This window comes from Vulcanisaeta sp. JCM 14467, from assembly GCF_001316245.1.
Lineage (GTDB): Archaea > Thermoproteota > Thermoprotei > Thermoproteales > Thermocladiaceae > Vulcanisaeta.
Genome location: NZ_BBDM01000019.1, coordinates 17,551 through 34,410, shown reverse-complemented (window position 1 = coordinate 34,410; position 16,860 = coordinate 17,551). Strand labels below are relative to the sequence as shown.

Below are 16,860 nucleotides of genomic sequence, written 5' to 3'. Positions count from 1 at the left end.
CCCCATTGAATTCATAAGCAATGCCAACACTTAAGTTTAGGGATGACAGGCCGACACTCATTGGCGTTGTTCATTTACCGCCACTCCCAGGTTCGATCAGGTATGGTGGATTGGACATAAGCACCATCGTGGACTTTGCCGTCAGGAATGCCAGGGTGCTTGATGAGGCTGGATTCGACGCGGTGATCCTAGAAAATTACCATGACTACCCATTTAGGGCTAGGGTTAGGGAACCGGAGACCATAGCCTCCATGGCCATAATAGCCAGGGAGGTGGTTAGGTCCGTGAACATACCGGTAGGTATAAACCTACTGAGGAACTCGGGTCCTGAGGCTGCGGCGATAGCTGCTGTGTTGGTGCATCCTTCATTAGGTCTAACGCCTACTGCGAAGCCATAGTTAGTGCGGAGGGCTTAATTGAACCTGTTGCGAGGGAGGTCCTTGAGGTAATGGCTAGGCTTAACACGAAGATAACAGTACTAGCCGACATATTTGTGAAGCACGCAAGTCCACTGCACAGGATGACCATTGAGGACGTGGCCAGGGACTGCGTTGAGAGGGCGCTTGCTGACGCACTTGTGGTGACTGGCCCAAGGACTGGCGAGCCGCCAGACCCAATACTACTTAGGCGTGTTGTGAAAGCCGTGAACGCTAAGGTTCTGGTGGGAAGTGGTATAAATCCAAATAACATCAATGATTATAGGGACGCCCACGGCTTCATAGTTGGTACGTACTTAAAGGACGAGGAGGGACAGATAGACCTTACGAAGGCTAGGAACATGGTAAATGCAGCAAAGGCGCTAACCAAGGCGTGAGACCAACGACGGAAGTGCATTCTTATCTACCAAACTCTAGACGGGCAGGGTGGCCGTAGGATTAATCTTACCTCCACTCTGCCTGCCCAAGGCGTTCAATCTTTAAATAATTAATGCTACGACCAGCGATGATATAGTGGCCTTAATACCTAATCACAGTAATTGAGAGATCACCATGCCTTATTACGACATAGTGAGTAAGCATGGCTTAGGCGATTGATTCATTTAACAGTCTCACGTGTTATTTCTTAGTCGAGTAATCATTTATAAGGCTTTACACATTGGTAATGTTTAATCCAGGCACATACATAGCCAGGGTCTACGATGTTGATGGCGAGTACAAGACTTACGGCATTAAGTTCCAAATATACGTAACGGTCAACGGGTAGACCAATACGCCTTATTAATTCCATGTAAAATTAATGAATCCCCATTATTTCCTTAAGCTCATCAATCAACGGCCTTATGTACTTAACCCTCCTCTCAACCTCATCAATCCTAATCCTAACCTCGTGAAATCCATTAACATGCAGGAAATAGGCCTCAGCCCAAGCCCTCTCCGCTACGTCGCCTAGCTTCGAGACCGCGTCATCGAGTAAGCTCACGGTCCATCTGCCTTTTTCTGCGGCTTCCCTGGCCTCATCGAGACTCTTCGCAATGGCTAAAGCTTGATGCCCTCCTCCACCGCCTTATACAGCTTCTCACTGGCTTGAACAACATCACCCTTACTGACGAAGTTAAGGCCCTCATTGAACATGGCAATGGCTAACTCGGCATGCGCCTTAGCCGTATCGAGTGGGTCTAGGTCAAGTTTTGCGGCTAGGATGTCAATTAGGTCTTCAATGTCTAATCCCCTCTTCCTGAGGGCCTCGATTAATGCCTGCGGTATACTCACTATAATCAAGCATTTATTCCGCTTTATTAAGTCTTATATGATTAAGGCAAAGTCATTACTCCGGCTTACGCCGTAATCTCTCATTAGGTCGATGAGCCTAACGGCTTCACGCCTCATCTGCCTTATCCACGCAGTGGTCTCGCCATACCACTCCTCACTCGTGTATATGAAGAACTCAACCCTAGGCTCAATGAAGTCCTTGAGTAGTAACCTTCTCTCAAGTTGGTTCATACCCCTAACATCATCGCTAATTATTACCAGGTCAATGTCACTCACATCTGTGTAGTCACCCCTGGCCCTGGAACCTACAACGTATACCTCGACAATCCTTATCCTAGCCCTAGCCCTCTCCACGAATTCCCAAGCCCTCCTGAGTAGGACTACCTGGCTTTCTACTGCAGATTCTGCCTTACCCATTCCATCACCTCCCTGGCCTTCTCGAGTATTCTCCTTGCCATTCCCTCAGTATATATTTCGTAAGGCACACCATTAGCTGCATCAGGATACCTAGCCGTTGTGTAGTGGGTGGTTAGCTCCCTGAGGTTATCCATTATCTGTGATACATCCATGTGTAGTTCATCCCTAATGATGTAGCCGAGCTCCACGAGGTCATGTCCCCTGACCACCTTGCCCCTGGAGATGAGTAGTGCCTTCAGGGCCTTCTCAACTGCCTGCTGAGACCAGAATGCGCAGGCATAGTAGTCGCCGGAGTTTAGGGAGTTCTCCGCAGTGCGTAGGTCCCTAAGCGCCTGGGCAAACCATTTTTGGTACTCCATTACCCGACTTAACTAGGAAATGCATACTTGGGTAAAAATCCCTTTTCACATAAATTATAAATTGGAGTGATTTATTCACTGCCCTAAATGATTGTTTGCTTCAAAAGAGATAAAGTTTTGTATTTAATGTCCACGCTGGTTTAGCATGTCTGTGAGTGTTAGGTTTAGGGTTTGGGTTGAGGTTAATGGTAGGCACGTAATTGGTCCTGGTGGTTATGAGATCCTTAAAGCCATTAATGAGGTTGGTTCCATAAGTGGCGCTGCCCGTAAACTGGGCATGTCATACCGCTTTGTGTGGAATTACATAGAGAGGATGGAGAAGACGCTGGGCATGAAATTAGTCGATGCTAGGAAGGGCGGTAAAGGCAGGGGTGGCGCTAAATTGACGCCTGAGGGTCAGGCGTTATTGAGGTATTATGAGGAGATCATTGAGGAGATGAGTAGGGTGGCGGATAAGTGGTCGCATGAATTATCATTGAGATTTCAAGGCTTGATGAGTGGTGGAAATAATCCCTAATTCTTATTACCCTCATTAGATAGTTTCCTTAGTATTTCGTTTATTATTTGTTCCTTTGTCTTGCCCTGCGTCTCTATGTTTAATGACTTGGCTATCCTGACTGTGTCTGGGTCTATGGCGTTGTTTATTGTCCTCCTCACATCCATCACCGCAGTTATTTATCTTTGCGCTAACAATTGAATGAAAAACTACCTCATCAACTCATCGTTAAAAGTGGAGTTGAAATTAATCCCATGGGCATTATCAACCCTTTATAATAATTCTATGAACAATAACCAATAATACTGATGTAATTAATGTCAGGATTAATAGGGCAATTAATGAGTAATGAGTTAACTCAAATGCATTAACATCAAACATACCCATCACAACCATGGCCATGGGGGAAACACCATAGACCGGGGCTGTACAGACACCTAATCCGCAAGCTGAGCTCACGAAGGTGGCTGTACCCGTAGATGCTGCAATACCCACGGTACCACTAATCACACCACCTATCCTGCTGATCAAGCGCCTCGCCGCAATCCTCAACTGAAGATAGGAAACGCCAATTATCAACCACGTACTCAACACCAGGTTAATAATGCCTATGGTCACGATCATGTAATTAAACAAACCCATTAATGGGTAGGCAGTAAGTATCACGTGGTTGGGACCCACTACCCTAATGATCCCTGCGTTAACTAGGTAGGAGATTAAGGCTGGTATTAATAATATAAAGTACAATTGAATCAACCTCTTACGGGTAAATACGTCCAGGATGCCACGGGAATTATAAACCCTAACCACATCGCTCAAAATAACTCTGGACAATGATGGCGCATACCTATAAATTAGCACCGCACCAAGTATTAACAGGGGTGTTGCAATGGCTATGGAGTCAATATACTCATTGACGATGAGGCGTAAATTAATGATATTTAGGTAGTCTGATTGAACGCTGATTGGAATTAACATTAATGGTAGAATCACCGTAAATATCATATAAATGTACATTATCAGCAATGCAACACCTTCATTATTCATAGTCTCCGTTATTAATGCGGTGCCATTATTAGATTTAAAGTAGTTAATCCGAGTATTTTAAATGAATCATATAAGCCCACCATTTATATATTCAATTATATCTATGTCTATGTAATACCTTATCATTTGTCTAGTAAATTCAAAATAACAAAGAAACCTCCTTTAAATACATGATCACCTATTGACTCGTAGTATGCCAATAACAATCCCATCAATAGGGGAGAAATTCCCAGAACTAAACGTAATGACTACCCACGGACCAATGAAGCTACCGGACGCATTTAAAGGCAAGTGTTCGTACTCTTCAGTCATCCAGGCGACTTCACACCAGTATGCACAACGGAATTCGTGAGCTTCGCCAAGCACTATGACGACTTTAAGAAACTGAACACCGAGTTAATAGGCCTAAGCGTCGATACCGACATCAGCCACATTGAGTGGGTTCAGTGGATTGAGAAGACCCTGGGTGTTAAGATACCATTCCCAATAATCGCTGACCCATTGGGCAATGTATCAAGGGCCCTAGGAATGCTACATGCAGAGTCAAGTACAAATACGGTTAGGACTGTGTTCATTGTTGATGATAAGGCAACGATAAGGACAATACTCTACTACCCACTGGAGCTTGGTAGGAACATACCTGAGATACTCAGGATAGTTAGGTCACTGCAACTCATTGATAAGTATGGAGTTGTCATGCCGGCGAACTGGCCGTACAACGAGATAATTGGTGAGAACGTACTAAATCCACCGCCGCATCACGTTGAGGAGGCTCCAAAGAGACTCCAGCAGTATAAGGCTATGCCTGGTGGTTGACCTACAGGGAGTTGCCTAAGGAGGAGGTTGAGGAGACGAAGAAGATCATTAAGATCAGAATTGAGTAGGAAAGATGCATGCTTAACTTTACTTCGCTTCAATAACTTAAAATATATAAGGTCATTATCCACATACCTATCCTGAACTTAACATGAAATTTAAGGGAGAGACCTTATTTGGGAATGGCACCGTTAGCGGCGAGTTGGTGGTCTACCCAGAGCCACTCTCATTTCTCGGTGACGTTGATGGTAAAAGCGGGATCATAAGGACTATAAACGCCAGCATAGCTGGTAAGGTATTAGCAATACCAAGCTCCAGGGGTTCCACGGTTGGTCCTTACGTGATGTATCAATTGAGTAAGTACGATAAGGCGCCACTGGCGATCCTAAGTGTTAAGGCTGATACAATGTTAATAATCGGCGCTATCATGGCCCAGATACCGATAATGACGAACCTGCCCAGGGAGATACTGAGCTTAAGGAGTGGCGTAATGGCTAGGGTTGACCTGGATAGGGGTGAGGTCTATGTCAATGAGCCTGAGGCAAGGCTTGCGTTATTGCTGCTCGAGGAGCTTGAGTTGAGGAATGGCAGGGCTAGGCTAAGGTACCTAAAGGTGTATAGGATGATGGATTATTGGCTTGGCTCTAGGTTTGCCAAGGCAATACTCGATAGGCTTATTTCGAGCGGTTACGTAGCGGTTAAGGGCGATAGGATTGAGTTACTACGTAGGTTTAAGGCGAGTAAGTCCTGGACCCAGGTATATAAGGAGGCCAGGGAGGTCATCATTAATACTTACCTATCAATGCAACGACCACCAAGTAAATGAAGTAGTTCAGGAATCTTCTCATTATACATGTTGAGGGTCTTCGCCTCATCAATCGCCTTATCCACGTTGAATGATGAATTAATCAGTAGACCCCCTAAGACCCAAATAATGGAATCAAGATTGAGCGGCGGTATGCCACTAAGCCTACTGACCTCGCTCCACGCCCTTTGAATCTCAGCCCTGCGCCTCGTCATTAACTCCCTGGCCAGATCGGCAACATTACTGGGACTACCCATGACGGGCATTAAACCGCTACATATTGTTATTACCGTGACCCTGTAATCCACGGGTATTGGTATATCCATTGGAACATTAACGTCAAGACCGCAGGCCCTACCCACGTAGTAGGCCATTTTAACCGCAAATACTATGGTCTTCTCATCGCCACGTGCGTTCATGATCCTCACAATGAGTCTCCAGAGTGATGCCAGGTCACTTAGGTAATTGCTAATGCTTAGCCCAGCCATTTGTGGGCAAACGCCTTTAATTCTCTTTAACCTCGAATCCCTAAAACGGGCTAGGTACCTGCTATTAATGATATAGTTTACGAAGTCACCGCATAGATCCGTGGGTCTATTCCTAATGAAGTAATTAGCGAAGTAGTTCCAGTGATCCTCACCCTTGCCAGTCAATTGATAACTAACTAGTGCATTGAGCACGGTCAACTTAAGCGTCATCTCAACATCATGCCCCAATCCACGGCATAGCCTGGACACGGCAATGTACTGCGGGTCCCTCACCTCGAAATTCCTGACCCAGTTAATACCGAGCTCACGTAGTATTTCCGCTATCTTCTCCTTAGTACTGCTCATTCTCAACCCCGCATTAACCTACGAATTACGTAAAACCTCCAAATGGTCACCAACGCAATGACCTGCCCCCAGTCAAGGTAGAGGAGTGGCTTACCCACGGTAATTAACTCATAGGTCAATGGATAAATGATTACCGGGGCGCCTATCGTGAATAGGTATACGTAGTGGGTTACTACATAGAAGGTCCCGTAAACAATGCCCGATGAGTCGAGCACGATTGACGGTTTGATTATGTAGGCTATGTACGTGATTATCCATGCGAGGAATAATAATGACGAGACCCTCCACATGTAGAGGTAGAGCGGCAAATAACCCACGTGAATCACCTCTCCAGACTTATAAATCACATAGCCATAAGCCCTAAACTCCAGTGCAAATGCCTCACCAAAGGGTGACAGGCTCAGTGGTAGGAATAGGGCCGTAATGATGATGCCAAGTATGAACCCCCTCCTAACCCTCGCCCTCACGCCATCACGACCACTCATTACTGGTGACCCCACTAGGTAGTTATTAAGAATCACGCACTCCCTAAATCAGCCTATATAGACCTGTTACTAACGTGTAGTATAGTGTTAAGCCAATAAGCGACCATAAAACTATCGATACCGCTACCATGACCTTACTCCTCAGTGCCTGGTCCCTAATCACCTTCGTGAGCAGTGCCTCAAGGAATTGACCACCATCAAGCGGGTATGCTGGGAAGGCATTAAGTAAGGCTAGGGTTAGGTTTAGCGTGTAAATCCAGAACATTAGGTTATAAAATGACCTACTCTCAACGACTATACCCCACGGGCTTATGTACAGCTGAATAGCCGAGTAACGCCATTGTTAAATTCCTCGTACTTAGAACTTCGTGGAGTACAGCACCATCTGCTGGGTTAAACACGGTTAGTGTGACATTGCTTGAGTTGGCTGAGCTTAGTATTGATATTAATGAGTATATGCTGGCAATTGGTTGGTTATTAACTGCCGTTATTACGTAGCCGTTCTTAAGGGCTATATCCGTGGAGTTGGCCACGTAGACTACCGTGGTTCCTAAAAGGCTTTGCGTCAATGATGGACTTAATAGCGCAAGCTCTACAAGGGCCACTGCTATGTAGGCGAGGACTATGTTCATGAAGACCCCACTTGAGTATACAGCGAGCCTAACGAGCAAGCCCCTATTCCTCAATTCTTCCTCATCAATCTCAACGAAGCCGCCAAAGGCTAGGAAGAGTAGGGCGAAGGCTCCACCGGATTTTATCCTTATCCCATACCTAGAGGATACGGCTCCGTGAGCGAGCTCATGCAGTAGTATTCCAATTCCAATGGCCACTATTATATAGAGGAACGTATATAACGACACCGTGACCCCCGGGATCAACGGCGCCAGTGGTGTGAATCCTCTCTCCACGGTCTCCATGGGGCTTAGCCTATGTGTTACGGCTATTACCATCAGCACTAGGTTCTTGAACATTAGGTAGAGCATTGATGGTAGGCCCCAGGCGTTTATGCTCATTATCGCCAGTGGTATTGGAACAATCACGAACATGGATACTGAGAAGAGCCCCACAGTCAACAATATGATCAACCAACCCGGTACCCTGCGCAATAAGTTCCCAAGTGGTGCAATTACCTCCTTAACCAATTCCTCATCCCTAAGCATAATGAATACCCCGTAGTAAACCCGCACGGGCACATCGAAGCCCAGGTACCTAAGTAGGTATATTATACCAACGAGCGTGAACCAAGCGGCAATGACTATTATTAAGCCAAGGTATTGCACATCCATCACCCAAACCTCAGCACCGAGCCTGTACCAACATCATGAGCATTCCTATAATTACTCACCAATTCCCTCCTAAGCCTAGGGCCAGTACCGTGAAGTGGATAAACACCGCCTAAGCCCCTAATAACATCTCTCAATAATGCACCCTGATACTCACTTATTGATGTTGCCCCCAAACCACCCACGAAGTACTTAACGCCCAATTCCCTGAAGAACCTCGTTAATTCATCATCATTGATAAGCCATAGGTTCAACCCACAACCACTAATTAACAACCTATGGCTCGGAATATAAACGAGTAACTCACCAACCCTCTTATTACCAACCCTAATCAACTCCACAGTACCAAAACCAAGCCTAACCCTCTCCCTACCACTAACCTCGATAACGTCAATGCCAAGTTCCTCAAGCTTACCCCTAAGCTCAAAACCCTGCATCGTATTATCAACAGGCATCGCCACCGCCGATAAACCGCTAACAGCATCAATGCCACCCCAATGATGATTAACCGGCGTCGTTATAACGAGCAATTTAGGCCTAACATTAATGCCCAATGCCCTACTATTACCAATTAACTTACCAGTGCTTGAGCAAGTATCAATCATTAACTCGTTATTAATAAGTAGTGATATGGAATTATCCCCCTCCACATTGGGCGCCTTCACCTCATTATCGCAAATCACATTAATTACCAATTCATTACTAGCATTCATTTCCACTAGGCAACACCTATATAGGAAATAAATCTTTTCTCACACCCCGCCATATTCGGTAAGTTTTAAATGGCATTAAAACTTCTAGAGATCTCGAAATGTACCCACAGCAGGGTAGTACCTGGAATAAGGCGCTTAGGTATGCATGGCCAATAGCGTTTGTCCTAGCCTTCGCCATAGTCGGTGCCTGGGGTAATGTGGCCCATGAGACTTTCGTAACGTGGATAATAGTGATTGCCTATTTAGTGATATTCTTTGGCATAGTCATTGCAATAGGCATTAGGAGCACTAGGGTTAGGTTTAGGGAGATTGAGGAATACATGAAGTCGACGAAGTCGGGCGCCGTTGAGAAGTTAACGCGTGATGATTTCATGAAGGCCATGGAGAAGGACCCTGAGTATGTACAGGAGATGAATAGGTTCGTTAAGTCCCAAATGAAGAACTTAATAATACTAATGGTGGTTTTAATAGGACTACTCCTGCTGTATACTTACGTACTTTCTGGACCATTCATAACATTAGCTAAGTACATATCAAACTCGACAAACATAGGCTATTACCTAAAGCCCTGGTTCACACCAACAATCCAGGAGGCAAACCTATTCTATGCATACTTCATTGACTACCTCATTTACTTCGGCGTATTCTTCATCCTCATGTACGTGATTTTCAGGATCATGAGAATGCCCTTCATGACAACCAACGTGCAGATAACTGATTACCCATACACGGTCACGAAGGAGCTAATAATCTTCAGAGACGCAATGCTCATTGATGGCATGTACCTACTCAAGTCACCAATACTCGTTAAGCAAGTCGTGATTAACGAGAAGAGGAGGTTCGTAGAATTCCAACTCTCGAGACCACTAACTGGGCTTCCATACACTAAGATAAGGATTTACCACAAGTCACCAAGAGACCTGTGGGATAGGGCCATGAAGAATTTATTTAAGATTGAGGAGGGTAGCACCGGTGATTTTAAACGAAATTGAAAATTTAAACAAAGAACCTAGCCAAAGAGACTCGCAAGACCAGCCGCAATCTCCTCCTCGCTCGGACCCTCCTTCTTCTCCTCAGCCTTCTTCTCCTCCGCCTTAGCCTCAGCCTTCTGCTCACCACCAGCCGCAGCACCACCTGCCTGGGCAGTGGCAGCTGGAGCAGCAGCTACGGGCATCGCCACGGCAGTCTTTATAGCCTCATCAATATTAACCTCCTTCAAGGCAGCAACCAGTGCCTTAACCCTAACCTCATCAACCTGTATCCCAGCTGCCTGGAGAACCTTGGCTACATTCTCCTCATTAATGGGTTGTTTACCGTAGTGCAACAGTAATGCTGCATATACGTACTCCATACCTCCTCGACATGACAATTGAGAACCGCTTTAAAAACATTACTTAATTCAATAGGCCATAAATGCCGAAGAAGATAATCATAATAACGGCAGAGTGGGACCACTTTAAGGACCAATTAAATGCCCTATGTTCACAGTTCATTAATGAGGGCATCAACTGTGAAATTAGGGATTATGATGATCCCAACGCTCTTCAATTAATTATTAAGTATGGAATTAGCAACGGCATAGTAAGAATACCGCAAATATACATTATCAATAATGGTGATGTAAAAAGGGTTAATTATGAGGTCACGGATAATTTAAAGCTCGTAATTAAGGACAATTTATAAAGATAAGGTATGGCCGGGGTAACCCACGACCTTCATCGGCCCGCCTCGTCGGGTCTCTGTGTGGTGACTAAAAGTGTAGAGTTCCTGCGGTTTAATAATCTTTCGCCACTAAAGCCCCTGAAACCTTGGCTGTCTCTTCTCCTTAAATGCCCTAATACCCTCCTGGAAGTCCTGACTATAACGCAGTAATGCGAAGGTCTTCCTCTCAATGTCAAAACCAACCTCCATCGGCGAGTCCTGAATAAGCCTAATCGCCTCCTTCAACGCCTTAAGAGCCAGCGGCGAGAGACTCATCAAGTCCCTGGCTATTTCCATAACCCTATCGTAAATCCTTGACGAATCAACAATCTCATGCAACAACCCATACTGCAAAGCCTCCTCCGCCTTTATTCTCCTGCCAAGGAGTAGGTAGTACCTGGCGCGGAGTGGTCCAAGTGCCTTAGCAATCCTCGTCAAACCCCCACTGGCTGGTACCATGCCAAGCCTAATCTCAGGTAGCCCAATCTCCACGTCCGGTGTGCCAATCCTAATGTCACAGGCAAGCGCCAACTCAGTACCTGCACCAAGTACATAACCCCTAAGGAGGGCTATTGTCGGCTTACTAAGGCTCTCCACAGCCTCTATAGTCCTACCCCAATCAATTAAGTCATTGGGTGTGGTGCTTAGGAACTCGGCAACATCACCACCGGCGCTAAATGCCCTATCACCACTGCCCTCAAAAATCACAACCCTCACACTGCCATCCTGCTCCAACTCACTGATTATTTTACCCAAGTCCCTCCTCATCTCAAGCGTTATCAGGTTTAGCGGTGGCCTATTTATTACAACCTCGGCAACACCATTATTGACCCTGACCAACCAACCAACGCCTGAGTAAACTCTCTCCACAACAACTCATAAAGCGCCAATTTTAATTGAGTACTGGTATTAACACGTTCGAGTAAGCCCTTTAATCCAAGTGTTAAGTGCTAGTATTAACATGCATGGTTATGCAGGTAAGATACTATGGATTAACTTAAACCGCAATGAGGTTAGGTCTGAGAAGATTGATGAAAGTACCGCCAAGCTCTTCGTAGGAGGTAGGGGCTTGGGGCTCAAGATAATCTTCGACTTAAACCTAAACCTCACTAATGTTGATCCGTACGGTCCCGAAAACCCACTAATAATAGCCACCGGGCCCCTCGGCGGTACCAGGATACCACTAGCCACCAGGGCTGCCGCAATATTCAAGTCACCACTGACGAATAGGTGGAGTTACTCAACCGTTGGTGGAACCCTGGGCGCCTACATGAAGTATGCGGGCGTTGATGCGTGGTGATCACCGGGATCAGTCCAAGGCCTGTCCACCTAATCATTAGTGATGGTAAGGTCGAGATTAGGGATGCCAGGGAATTGTGGGGCTTGGACACGGTGGAGACAGAGCACGCAATTAAGAGGGAGTTTAGGGACTCCGCCGTCTTAACCATCGGGCCCGCCGGCGAGAATAGAGTGCCCTACGCATGCATCGGCCATGAGGACTGGAGGCAATTCGGCCGCACTGGGGCCGGAGCTGTGATGGGTAGTAAGAATGTGAAGGCCATAACCTTCATCCCGGTTAGCAAGACCGTGGATGTGGCTGACGATAAGGTGTATCAGGACCTGGTTAGGAGCCTTGGCAGGCAGGCCGTCACTAACCCAGGAATGATACCGTATAGGCAGGGCGGCACGGTAAGGCTAATAGATGTTGGCTGTAACATGGGGTTTTATCCATCGATTTATTGGACCAGGGTGGTCATGCCCAATTGGGAGGACATATCATGGGAGAAGGTACTGAAGCCCAGGTACTTCATTAAGAATGGCGCATGCCTATACTGCCCAGTGGCTTGCCATAAAGTCGTCAGGTCAAGCAATGGTGAGTATGATCTTGAGTACGAAACGGTAATGGCCCTTGGAGGTCTAACGGGGGTTCACGACCCACAGAAGCTAATAGACCTGGCCGAGCTCGCCGATAGGCTTGGCTTCGACACAATAAGCCTGGGCAACACCATAGCCTTCCTAACATACCTCGGCGAGAAGGGTATTATTAAGGGCGCGCCAAGGTGGGGTGATTATGAGGGCATTAGGCAATTAATAATCGACACCGCCTATAGGCGTGGGCTCGGTGAGCTGGCGGCATTGGGTACGAAGACCATCGCCGAGAGACTCGGCGTACAAGACCTGGCAATCCATGTTAAGGGCCTCGAACCAGCAGGTTACGACCCCAGGACACTCAAGGGCATGATACTCAATAATGCCATTTCCGAGAGGGGTGCCGATCACCTGTGGTCTAGTGCCTACGCCGTTGATATTGCTGGGCAGGGTGGTGGTAGGTTTGCCACTGGGGAGGAGAAGGTTAGGGCTGTGATGGATATTGAGGAGAGGAACGCCCTATACGACTCAATGCTCCTCTGCAAGTTTGGTAGGGCGATGTACACGTGGAGGTGATTAGGGACGTACTTAATGCCGTAACTGGATTCAACTATACAATTGATGAATTGAGAGAGACCGCGCAGAGGATTATCGTGATTCATAGGTACATGAATGGAACTACCATCGAGCAGGACAGGTTACCGCCGAGGTGGTTAAGGGAGCCCGTGGAGTATGAGGGCAAGCAGTACATAGTCACTGAGGAGGAGTGGTCATTCATGGTTAGGAAGTACTACGAATTAAGGGGCTACGATGAAGTTGGTAAGCCCAGGCAGGATACATTGGCCAGGCTTAAGATAATTCCTTCATGATTAAGCCTTAATGGCCCTTACCAATAGGAATATACCCAGGTATGTTCGGTAAGAAACTACATTACCAACTAAGTCCTTAATTAATTCCTTCAACCACGAAATATCTCCAATATTCCTAACCGTAATCCTCATGGTCGCATAATCCCAAACCTCCCTCGGCGCCACGATGGAAACCAGTAACGGTAGAACAAATACTAAATAGAACAGTAAAATCGCGTGGGCCAGCGGGTTATCAGGTCTCCAAAACTCAAGGACTATGAACGACCCACCCCTCCTGAGGATCCTACGCACCTCAAGCAGGGCGAGCGGTTTATCATTGAACTGCCTAAGCGCGAATGATGTGTACACGGTGCATATAGACCCAGACCTAAGTGGTACGTATTCACCAACACCAACAACCCTATCAACCAACCCAGGGCATAGGTCACCAGCGACTTAAGGCCGTTAATCGCCGGGTCAAGAAGTATTATGGGCCTACGTCTAAGGCCGTTACGTATTACGAACCTGGTCATCGAACCATCACCAGCGCCAAGGTCAAGTAGGTAGCCGCTGCAATCACCTATTGAGGAGATTATTTCCCGAAAAGCCCAGTACCTAAGCTTCCTTAATTGGAATAGCGTAATCACGGTATTCACCAATTCATAATTTGAATACGCAAACACCTTATTCATCACATCCTTAAAGAATCGAGGTAAACTCACACAATCACCTTAGCAACCTTAACGAACCAGTAACCTTATTAACTAAATCCTCAGGCCCAGGACCTATCGCCAACACCGTCACAGTGCCAGGCGGCAACTCAGTAAGCCCCGCATCCTCAACAAGGAACGTGGGCAAACCCAACCTCTCAGCCTTATCCCTAAGCCTAACCAACTCATCCAGCGAATCAACCACCAAAACAACCTTCTTCTGCCCAGAGGACTCCCAAGCCCTAAACCACTCAAGCCACTCCCTCCTACCCTCCTCAAGCACCCTAAGCACGGCACCCACAGCCCCATGAGCCACCTGAGCCGCGGTCTTACCACAGGACATCCCCAAATCAGCCCTAACAACAATAACCTGCTTATACACAACCATCACCTCAACAAACCCCAATCACTAAGCACCCTCCTAGCCGCATTATAGCCAGGCACACCAGTCACCTGCCCACCAGGCCACGTGCCAGCACCACCGATATAAAGCCCTGCTATAGGCGTTGAGTACCCCCAGCCAGGCACCGGCCTATTACTGAACATGTAGTCCTCAATCATTGGCAAGTGATTAAGGTTACCACCAGCCAACCTGAAGATCGCCTCGTAATCCCTCGGCGTTATTAACTCAAAGGCCTTCACCTCAGCCCAATCCAGGTCCACGTACTCGTTAAGCTCATCCCTCGTGGGCAACCCCGTAACTATTAAGTAATTATTGTGAACAACGGTTTCCCCAAAGGGTAATTGAAGGATTGAATCCCTATAATTATCCAACTCACCCCTCAACCTAATCGGTCCATTACTAACAATAACAAACCTAGACGCACCACCCAACGGCACACCCCTCAACCTATCAATCACAGACCTATCGAAGTACTCCTCACCAACCAGATCCAACAAGGTATTCACCGGACTAGCCGTGGAAAGGACTGCCCTAGCCTCGATAACCCTACCATCATCAGTAACCACACCCCTAACCCTACCACCCTCAACGACTATCTTCCTAACGCCAAGGCCAAGGACAACCCTAGCACCAGCCCTCAGGGCGGCATTATATAATTCGCGGGCAAAGACCTGCATACCAACCTCGCCATTCTTCGCAGGGAACCACCAGTCAGTGTCTGGGTTGTAGTAGCCGACCATGAAGGCTGGTTGGTCCAGGTAGGGCTCGAATATGTACATATTCCAGAAATCGCGGGGTAAATACTGACTTAGGAACTGCCAACCCTTCAACCTAATGAACTCGCCAAGCACCGGATCATTGAGTAGTTCCTCCTTGCTAGGTGGGTTGAGCCTGTATAGGTATTTACGCAGTGCCTTGTGGAATTCCGTGATTTTATTCCACATGGCCATTAGGTTGTCACCCAGGCCCCACCTGTTGAATTCCCTAACCCTATCCTCAAGACTCCTCCACCACCTGACTAATTCACCATCCTTAACATAAACCGCGATGGGTTCGGGCTTGTAACGCTCAATGCTTATCCCCAACTCGTTCATTAGGTCGTTGGGTATTAGGCCGAGTACGTAGGCTCCTATGGGTACCTCGACGCCGCCGATCACGTGGTAGCCGGCTAAGCCGCCTGGCCAGGTTACGTGGTCGAGAACCAGCACGTCGAGGCCGGCTTTAGCCAGGACTATGCTTGCGACTAGGCCGTTATGCCCTGCGCCTATTATTACTACATCAACCACAGGTGTGTGGGGATCCACGACTTTTAATAACTTAGCCTAGGTACTTCCTGCTGTATTGCTCCACGTAAGTCTTTAGTGACTCCGGCACCTTTATGGCTAACGCCGCCGCGCCTAGGATGCCTATGTCATCGCCAAACCTGGTGAATTCTATACGTGCTGGCTTAACTGCTAAGTATTTCTTTAGGTATTTTTCAATTCCCCTTCTAAACAGATCCACGTTATTCAGAGCCATTGAGCCGCCCAATACCACTAATTCTGGGTCGTAGGCGTTCATAACATTTGCCAGACCAGCAGCGTGAACCCTCATCAGGTAATTGTCTATGAAGTCCCTGGCAAGCTCATCACCCTCGTAATAGGCTTGAAACACCTCCTCAGTACTCACGTACTCACCCCTGACAAGCCTATCGTACAGCCTCGACCTGTACGACTTACCCTTAACGAATTCTCTAATGATCCTCGGCACGTTAGCCCCTGACCCAAGGGCCTCCCAATGGCCGTAACCACCGCAGCCACATTGGATTTCTGAGTTTACGTCAACTACCATGTGTCCTACCTCGTGGGCATTACCGTCTTTACCAACGAGTAGGTGCCCATCAACGATTACCCCCGCGCCAATCCCAGTGCTAAAGGTTATGTAGACTAGGTTATTAACGCTCCTGCCAACCCCGAATAGGTACTCGCCCCATACGGCTGCCATTGCGTCATTGCCCAGTACAACGGGTACCCTGAATTCCCTAATTATTGGCTCCACGAGTTTAAACCTCTTGATCGGCGCGTTTGGCGCCCATGGGACGATGCCCTCCCTGAGGTCCAGTGGGCCTATGGAACCAATACCTATACCATCGATATTACCTCCACCTGTTAAATCTCTTATGGACTTTATTATTACGTTGGCCACGGTATTCTCATCACCACTCATTGGCTGTCTCGTCTTGACCTTATTGATTATACTCCCATCCTCACTCACAAGCCCAACCCTTATGTACGTTGCGCCAACGTCGACCCCCACATACACCATATTAGGCTTTTCGGTGGGGTATGCACTTTTAAGTTGTAAATGGGCATAATTGATGGATTTAT

The 16,860-nt window shown here is 47.1% G+C and carries 21 protein-coding genes and 4 pseudogenes; 9 read left to right on the top strand and 16 right to left on the bottom strand.

Going from position 1 to position 16,860, the window contains the following annotated elements; all coding sequences use genetic code 11:
- Positions 1 to 20: 20 nt before the first annotated feature.
- Positions 21 to 814 (top strand): annotated as a pseudogene (locus JCM14467_RS20580) (BtpA/SgcQ family protein).
- A gap of 419 nt (positions 815 to 1,233) precedes the next feature.
- On the opposite strand, the pseudogene JCM14467_RS13830 reads toward JCM14467_RS20580, so the two are convergent.
- The 3 genes and pseudogenes from JCM14467_RS13830 to JCM14467_RS13820 all read right to left on the bottom strand — a co-directional run bounded on the left by JCM14467_RS13830 (position 1,234) and on the right by JCM14467_RS13820 (position 2,485).
- Positions 1,234 to 1,571 (bottom strand): annotated as a pseudogene (locus JCM14467_RS13830) (PaREP1 family protein).
- A gap of 171 nt (positions 1,572 to 1,742) precedes the next feature.
- Positions 1,743 to 2,126: a nucleotidyltransferase domain-containing protein gene (locus JCM14467_RS13825; RefSeq protein WP_054850560.1), complete on the bottom strand. Its 384-nt coding sequence runs from the start codon at positions 2,124 to 2,126 to the stop codon at positions 1,743 to 1,745.
- Complete coding sequence (locus JCM14467_RS13820) at positions 2,102 to 2,485, bottom strand: HEPN domain-containing protein (protein WP_054850559.1); 384 nt, start codon at positions 2,483 to 2,485, stop codon at positions 2,102 to 2,104. The genes JCM14467_RS13825 and JCM14467_RS13820 overlap by 25 nt, the downstream gene beginning before the upstream one ends.
- A gap of 145 nt (positions 2,486 to 2,630) precedes the next feature.
- Between JCM14467_RS13820 and JCM14467_RS13815 the strand changes: the two genes are divergently transcribed.
- Complete coding sequence (locus JCM14467_RS13815; RefSeq protein ID WP_054850558.1) at positions 2,631 to 3,002, top strand: winged helix-turn-helix domain-containing protein; 372 nt, start codon at positions 2,631 to 2,633, stop codon at positions 3,000 to 3,002.
- Here the strand turns inward: JCM14467_RS13815 and JCM14467_RS13810 are convergent.
- Both JCM14467_RS13810 and JCM14467_RS13805 read right to left on the bottom strand, forming a co-directional pair.
- Entirely contained in the window at positions 2,999 to 3,148 is a 150-nt protein-coding gene (locus tag JCM14467_RS13810; protein ID WP_252901769.1) for a hypothetical protein, read from the bottom strand. The two genes, JCM14467_RS13815 and JCM14467_RS13810, sit on opposite strands and share 4 nt — an antisense overlap.
- A 97-nt stretch (positions 3,149 to 3,245) precedes the next feature.
- On the bottom strand, positions 3,246 to 3,959 hold the full coding sequence (locus JCM14467_RS13805; protein ID WP_252901768.1) for a hypothetical protein: 714 nt from the start codon (positions 3,957 to 3,959) through the stop codon (positions 3,246 to 3,248).
- Between the two features lie 262 nt (positions 3,960 to 4,221).
- On the opposite strand from JCM14467_RS13805, the pseudogene JCM14467_RS13800 reads away from it, so the two are divergent.
- Positions 4,222 to 4,912 (top strand): annotated as a pseudogene (locus JCM14467_RS13800) (peroxiredoxin).
- 83 nt (positions 4,913 to 4,995) lie between these two features.
- Positions 4,996 to 5,670, top strand: a complete 675-nt coding sequence (locus tag JCM14467_RS20575; protein WP_252901766.1) for an aconitase X swivel domain-containing protein — start codon at positions 4,996 to 4,998, stop codon at positions 5,668 to 5,670.
- Here JCM14467_RS20575 and JCM14467_RS13790 read toward each other — a convergent pair.
- From JCM14467_RS13790 to JCM14467_RS13775, 5 genes are read right to left on the bottom strand one after another with little or no spacing between them, the layout of a single operon-like run.
- Positions 5,637 to 6,482: an N-glycosylase/DNA lyase gene (locus JCM14467_RS13790; protein WP_054850556.1), complete on the bottom strand. Its 846-nt coding sequence runs from the start codon at positions 6,480 to 6,482 to the stop codon at positions 5,637 to 5,639. The genes JCM14467_RS20575 and JCM14467_RS13790 overlap by 34 nt on opposite strands.
- A gap of 2 nt (positions 6,483 to 6,484) precedes the next feature.
- Positions 6,485 to 7,003, bottom strand: a complete 519-nt coding sequence (locus tag JCM14467_RS13785; protein ID WP_252901765.1) for a hypothetical protein — start codon at positions 7,001 to 7,003, stop codon at positions 6,485 to 6,487.
- Between the two features lie 7 nt (positions 7,004 to 7,010).
- Positions 7,011 to 7,232: a site-2 protease family protein gene (locus tag JCM14467_RS19090; RefSeq protein WP_252901764.1), complete on the bottom strand. Its 222-nt coding sequence runs from the start codon at positions 7,230 to 7,232 to the stop codon at positions 7,011 to 7,013.
- 22 nt (positions 7,233 to 7,254) lie between these two features.
- A complete protein-coding gene (locus JCM14467_RS13780) occupies positions 7,255 to 8,253 on the bottom strand; it encodes a site-2 protease family protein (protein ID WP_252901763.1) in 999 nt (332 codons plus the stop codon).
- Positions 8,253 to 8,963 carry a hypothetical protein gene (locus JCM14467_RS13775; protein ID WP_054850554.1) on the bottom strand — a complete coding sequence of 237 codons (711 nt, stop codon included), beginning with the start codon at positions 8,961 to 8,963 and terminating at the stop codon, positions 8,253 to 8,255. The genes JCM14467_RS13780 and JCM14467_RS13775 overlap by 1 nt, the downstream gene beginning before the upstream one ends.
- Before the next feature lie 98 nt (positions 8,964 to 9,061).
- Between JCM14467_RS13775 and JCM14467_RS13770 the strand changes: the two genes are divergently transcribed.
- Complete coding sequence (locus JCM14467_RS13770; protein WP_054850553.1) at positions 9,062 to 9,955, top strand: DUF2208 family protein; 894 nt, start codon at positions 9,062 to 9,064, stop codon at positions 9,953 to 9,955.
- 17 nt (positions 9,956 to 9,972) lie between these two features.
- On the opposite strand, the gene rpl12p is transcribed toward JCM14467_RS13770, so the two are convergent.
- Complete coding sequence (rpl12p, locus tag JCM14467_RS13765) at positions 9,973 to 10,314, bottom strand: 50S ribosomal protein P1 (protein ID WP_054850552.1); 342 nt, start codon at positions 10,312 to 10,314, stop codon at positions 9,973 to 9,975.
- Between the two features lie 62 nt (positions 10,315 to 10,376).
- Here rpl12p and JCM14467_RS13760 point away from each other — a divergent pair, with 62 nt between their 5' ends.
- Positions 10,377 to 10,646, top strand: coding sequence for a hypothetical protein (locus JCM14467_RS13760; protein ID WP_054850551.1), 270 nt, complete (start codon positions 10,377 to 10,379; stop codon positions 10,644 to 10,646).
- A gap of 108 nt (positions 10,647 to 10,754) precedes the next feature.
- Here JCM14467_RS13760 and JCM14467_RS13755 read toward each other — a convergent pair whose 3' ends face one another.
- On the bottom strand, positions 10,755 to 11,534 hold the full coding sequence (locus JCM14467_RS13755) for an enoyl-CoA hydratase/isomerase family protein (RefSeq protein WP_252901762.1): 780 nt from the start codon (positions 11,532 to 11,534) through the stop codon (positions 10,755 to 10,757).
- A gap of 91 nt (positions 11,535 to 11,625) precedes the next feature.
- Here JCM14467_RS13755 and JCM14467_RS19085 point away from each other — a divergent pair.
- From JCM14467_RS19085 to JCM14467_RS19075, 3 genes and pseudogenes are all read left to right on the top strand, one after another.
- Positions 11,626 to 12,173: pseudogene (locus tag JCM14467_RS19085) on the top strand (aldehyde ferredoxin oxidoreductase N-terminal domain-containing protein); the annotation flags it as partial.
- Between the two features lie 27 nt (positions 12,174 to 12,200).
- Positions 12,201 to 13,109 (top strand): aldehyde ferredoxin oxidoreductase C-terminal domain-containing protein, encoded by a 909-nt coding sequence (locus JCM14467_RS19080; RefSeq protein WP_342765562.1) that lies wholly within the window; start codon positions 12,201 to 12,203, stop codon positions 13,107 to 13,109.
- Entirely contained in the window at positions 13,100 to 13,402 is a 303-nt protein-coding gene (locus tag JCM14467_RS19075; protein WP_252901761.1) for an aldehyde ferredoxin oxidoreductase C-terminal domain-containing protein, read from the top strand. The genes JCM14467_RS19080 and JCM14467_RS19075 overlap by 10 nt, the downstream gene beginning before the upstream one ends.
- On the opposite strand, the gene JCM14467_RS19070 is transcribed toward JCM14467_RS19075, so the two are convergent.
- The 4 genes from JCM14467_RS19070 to JCM14467_RS13730 all read right to left on the bottom strand — a co-directional run bounded on the left by JCM14467_RS19070 (position 13,403) and on the right by JCM14467_RS13730 (position 16,798).
- Entirely contained in the window at positions 13,403 to 13,813 is a 411-nt protein-coding gene (locus JCM14467_RS19070) for a class I SAM-dependent methyltransferase (RefSeq protein WP_252901760.1), read from the bottom strand. It lies immediately after the preceding gene.
- A 294-nt stretch (positions 13,814 to 14,107) separates the two neighbouring features.
- Complete coding sequence (pth2, locus tag JCM14467_RS13740; protein WP_252901759.1) at positions 14,108 to 14,479, bottom strand: peptidyl-tRNA hydrolase Pth2; 372 nt, start codon at positions 14,477 to 14,479, stop codon at positions 14,108 to 14,110.
- Positions 14,479 to 15,780: a phytoene desaturase family protein gene (locus JCM14467_RS13735; protein ID WP_054850550.1), complete on the bottom strand. Its 1,302-nt coding sequence runs from the start codon at positions 15,778 to 15,780 to the stop codon at positions 14,479 to 14,481. Before JCM14467_RS13735 ends, pth2 begins: the two co-directional genes overlap by 1 nt.
- 31 nt (positions 15,781 to 15,811) lie before the next feature.
- Entirely contained in the window at positions 15,812 to 16,798 is a 987-nt protein-coding gene (locus JCM14467_RS13730; RefSeq protein WP_054850549.1) for an ROK family protein, read from the bottom strand.
- Between the last annotated feature and the right edge of the window lie 62 nt (positions 16,799 to 16,860).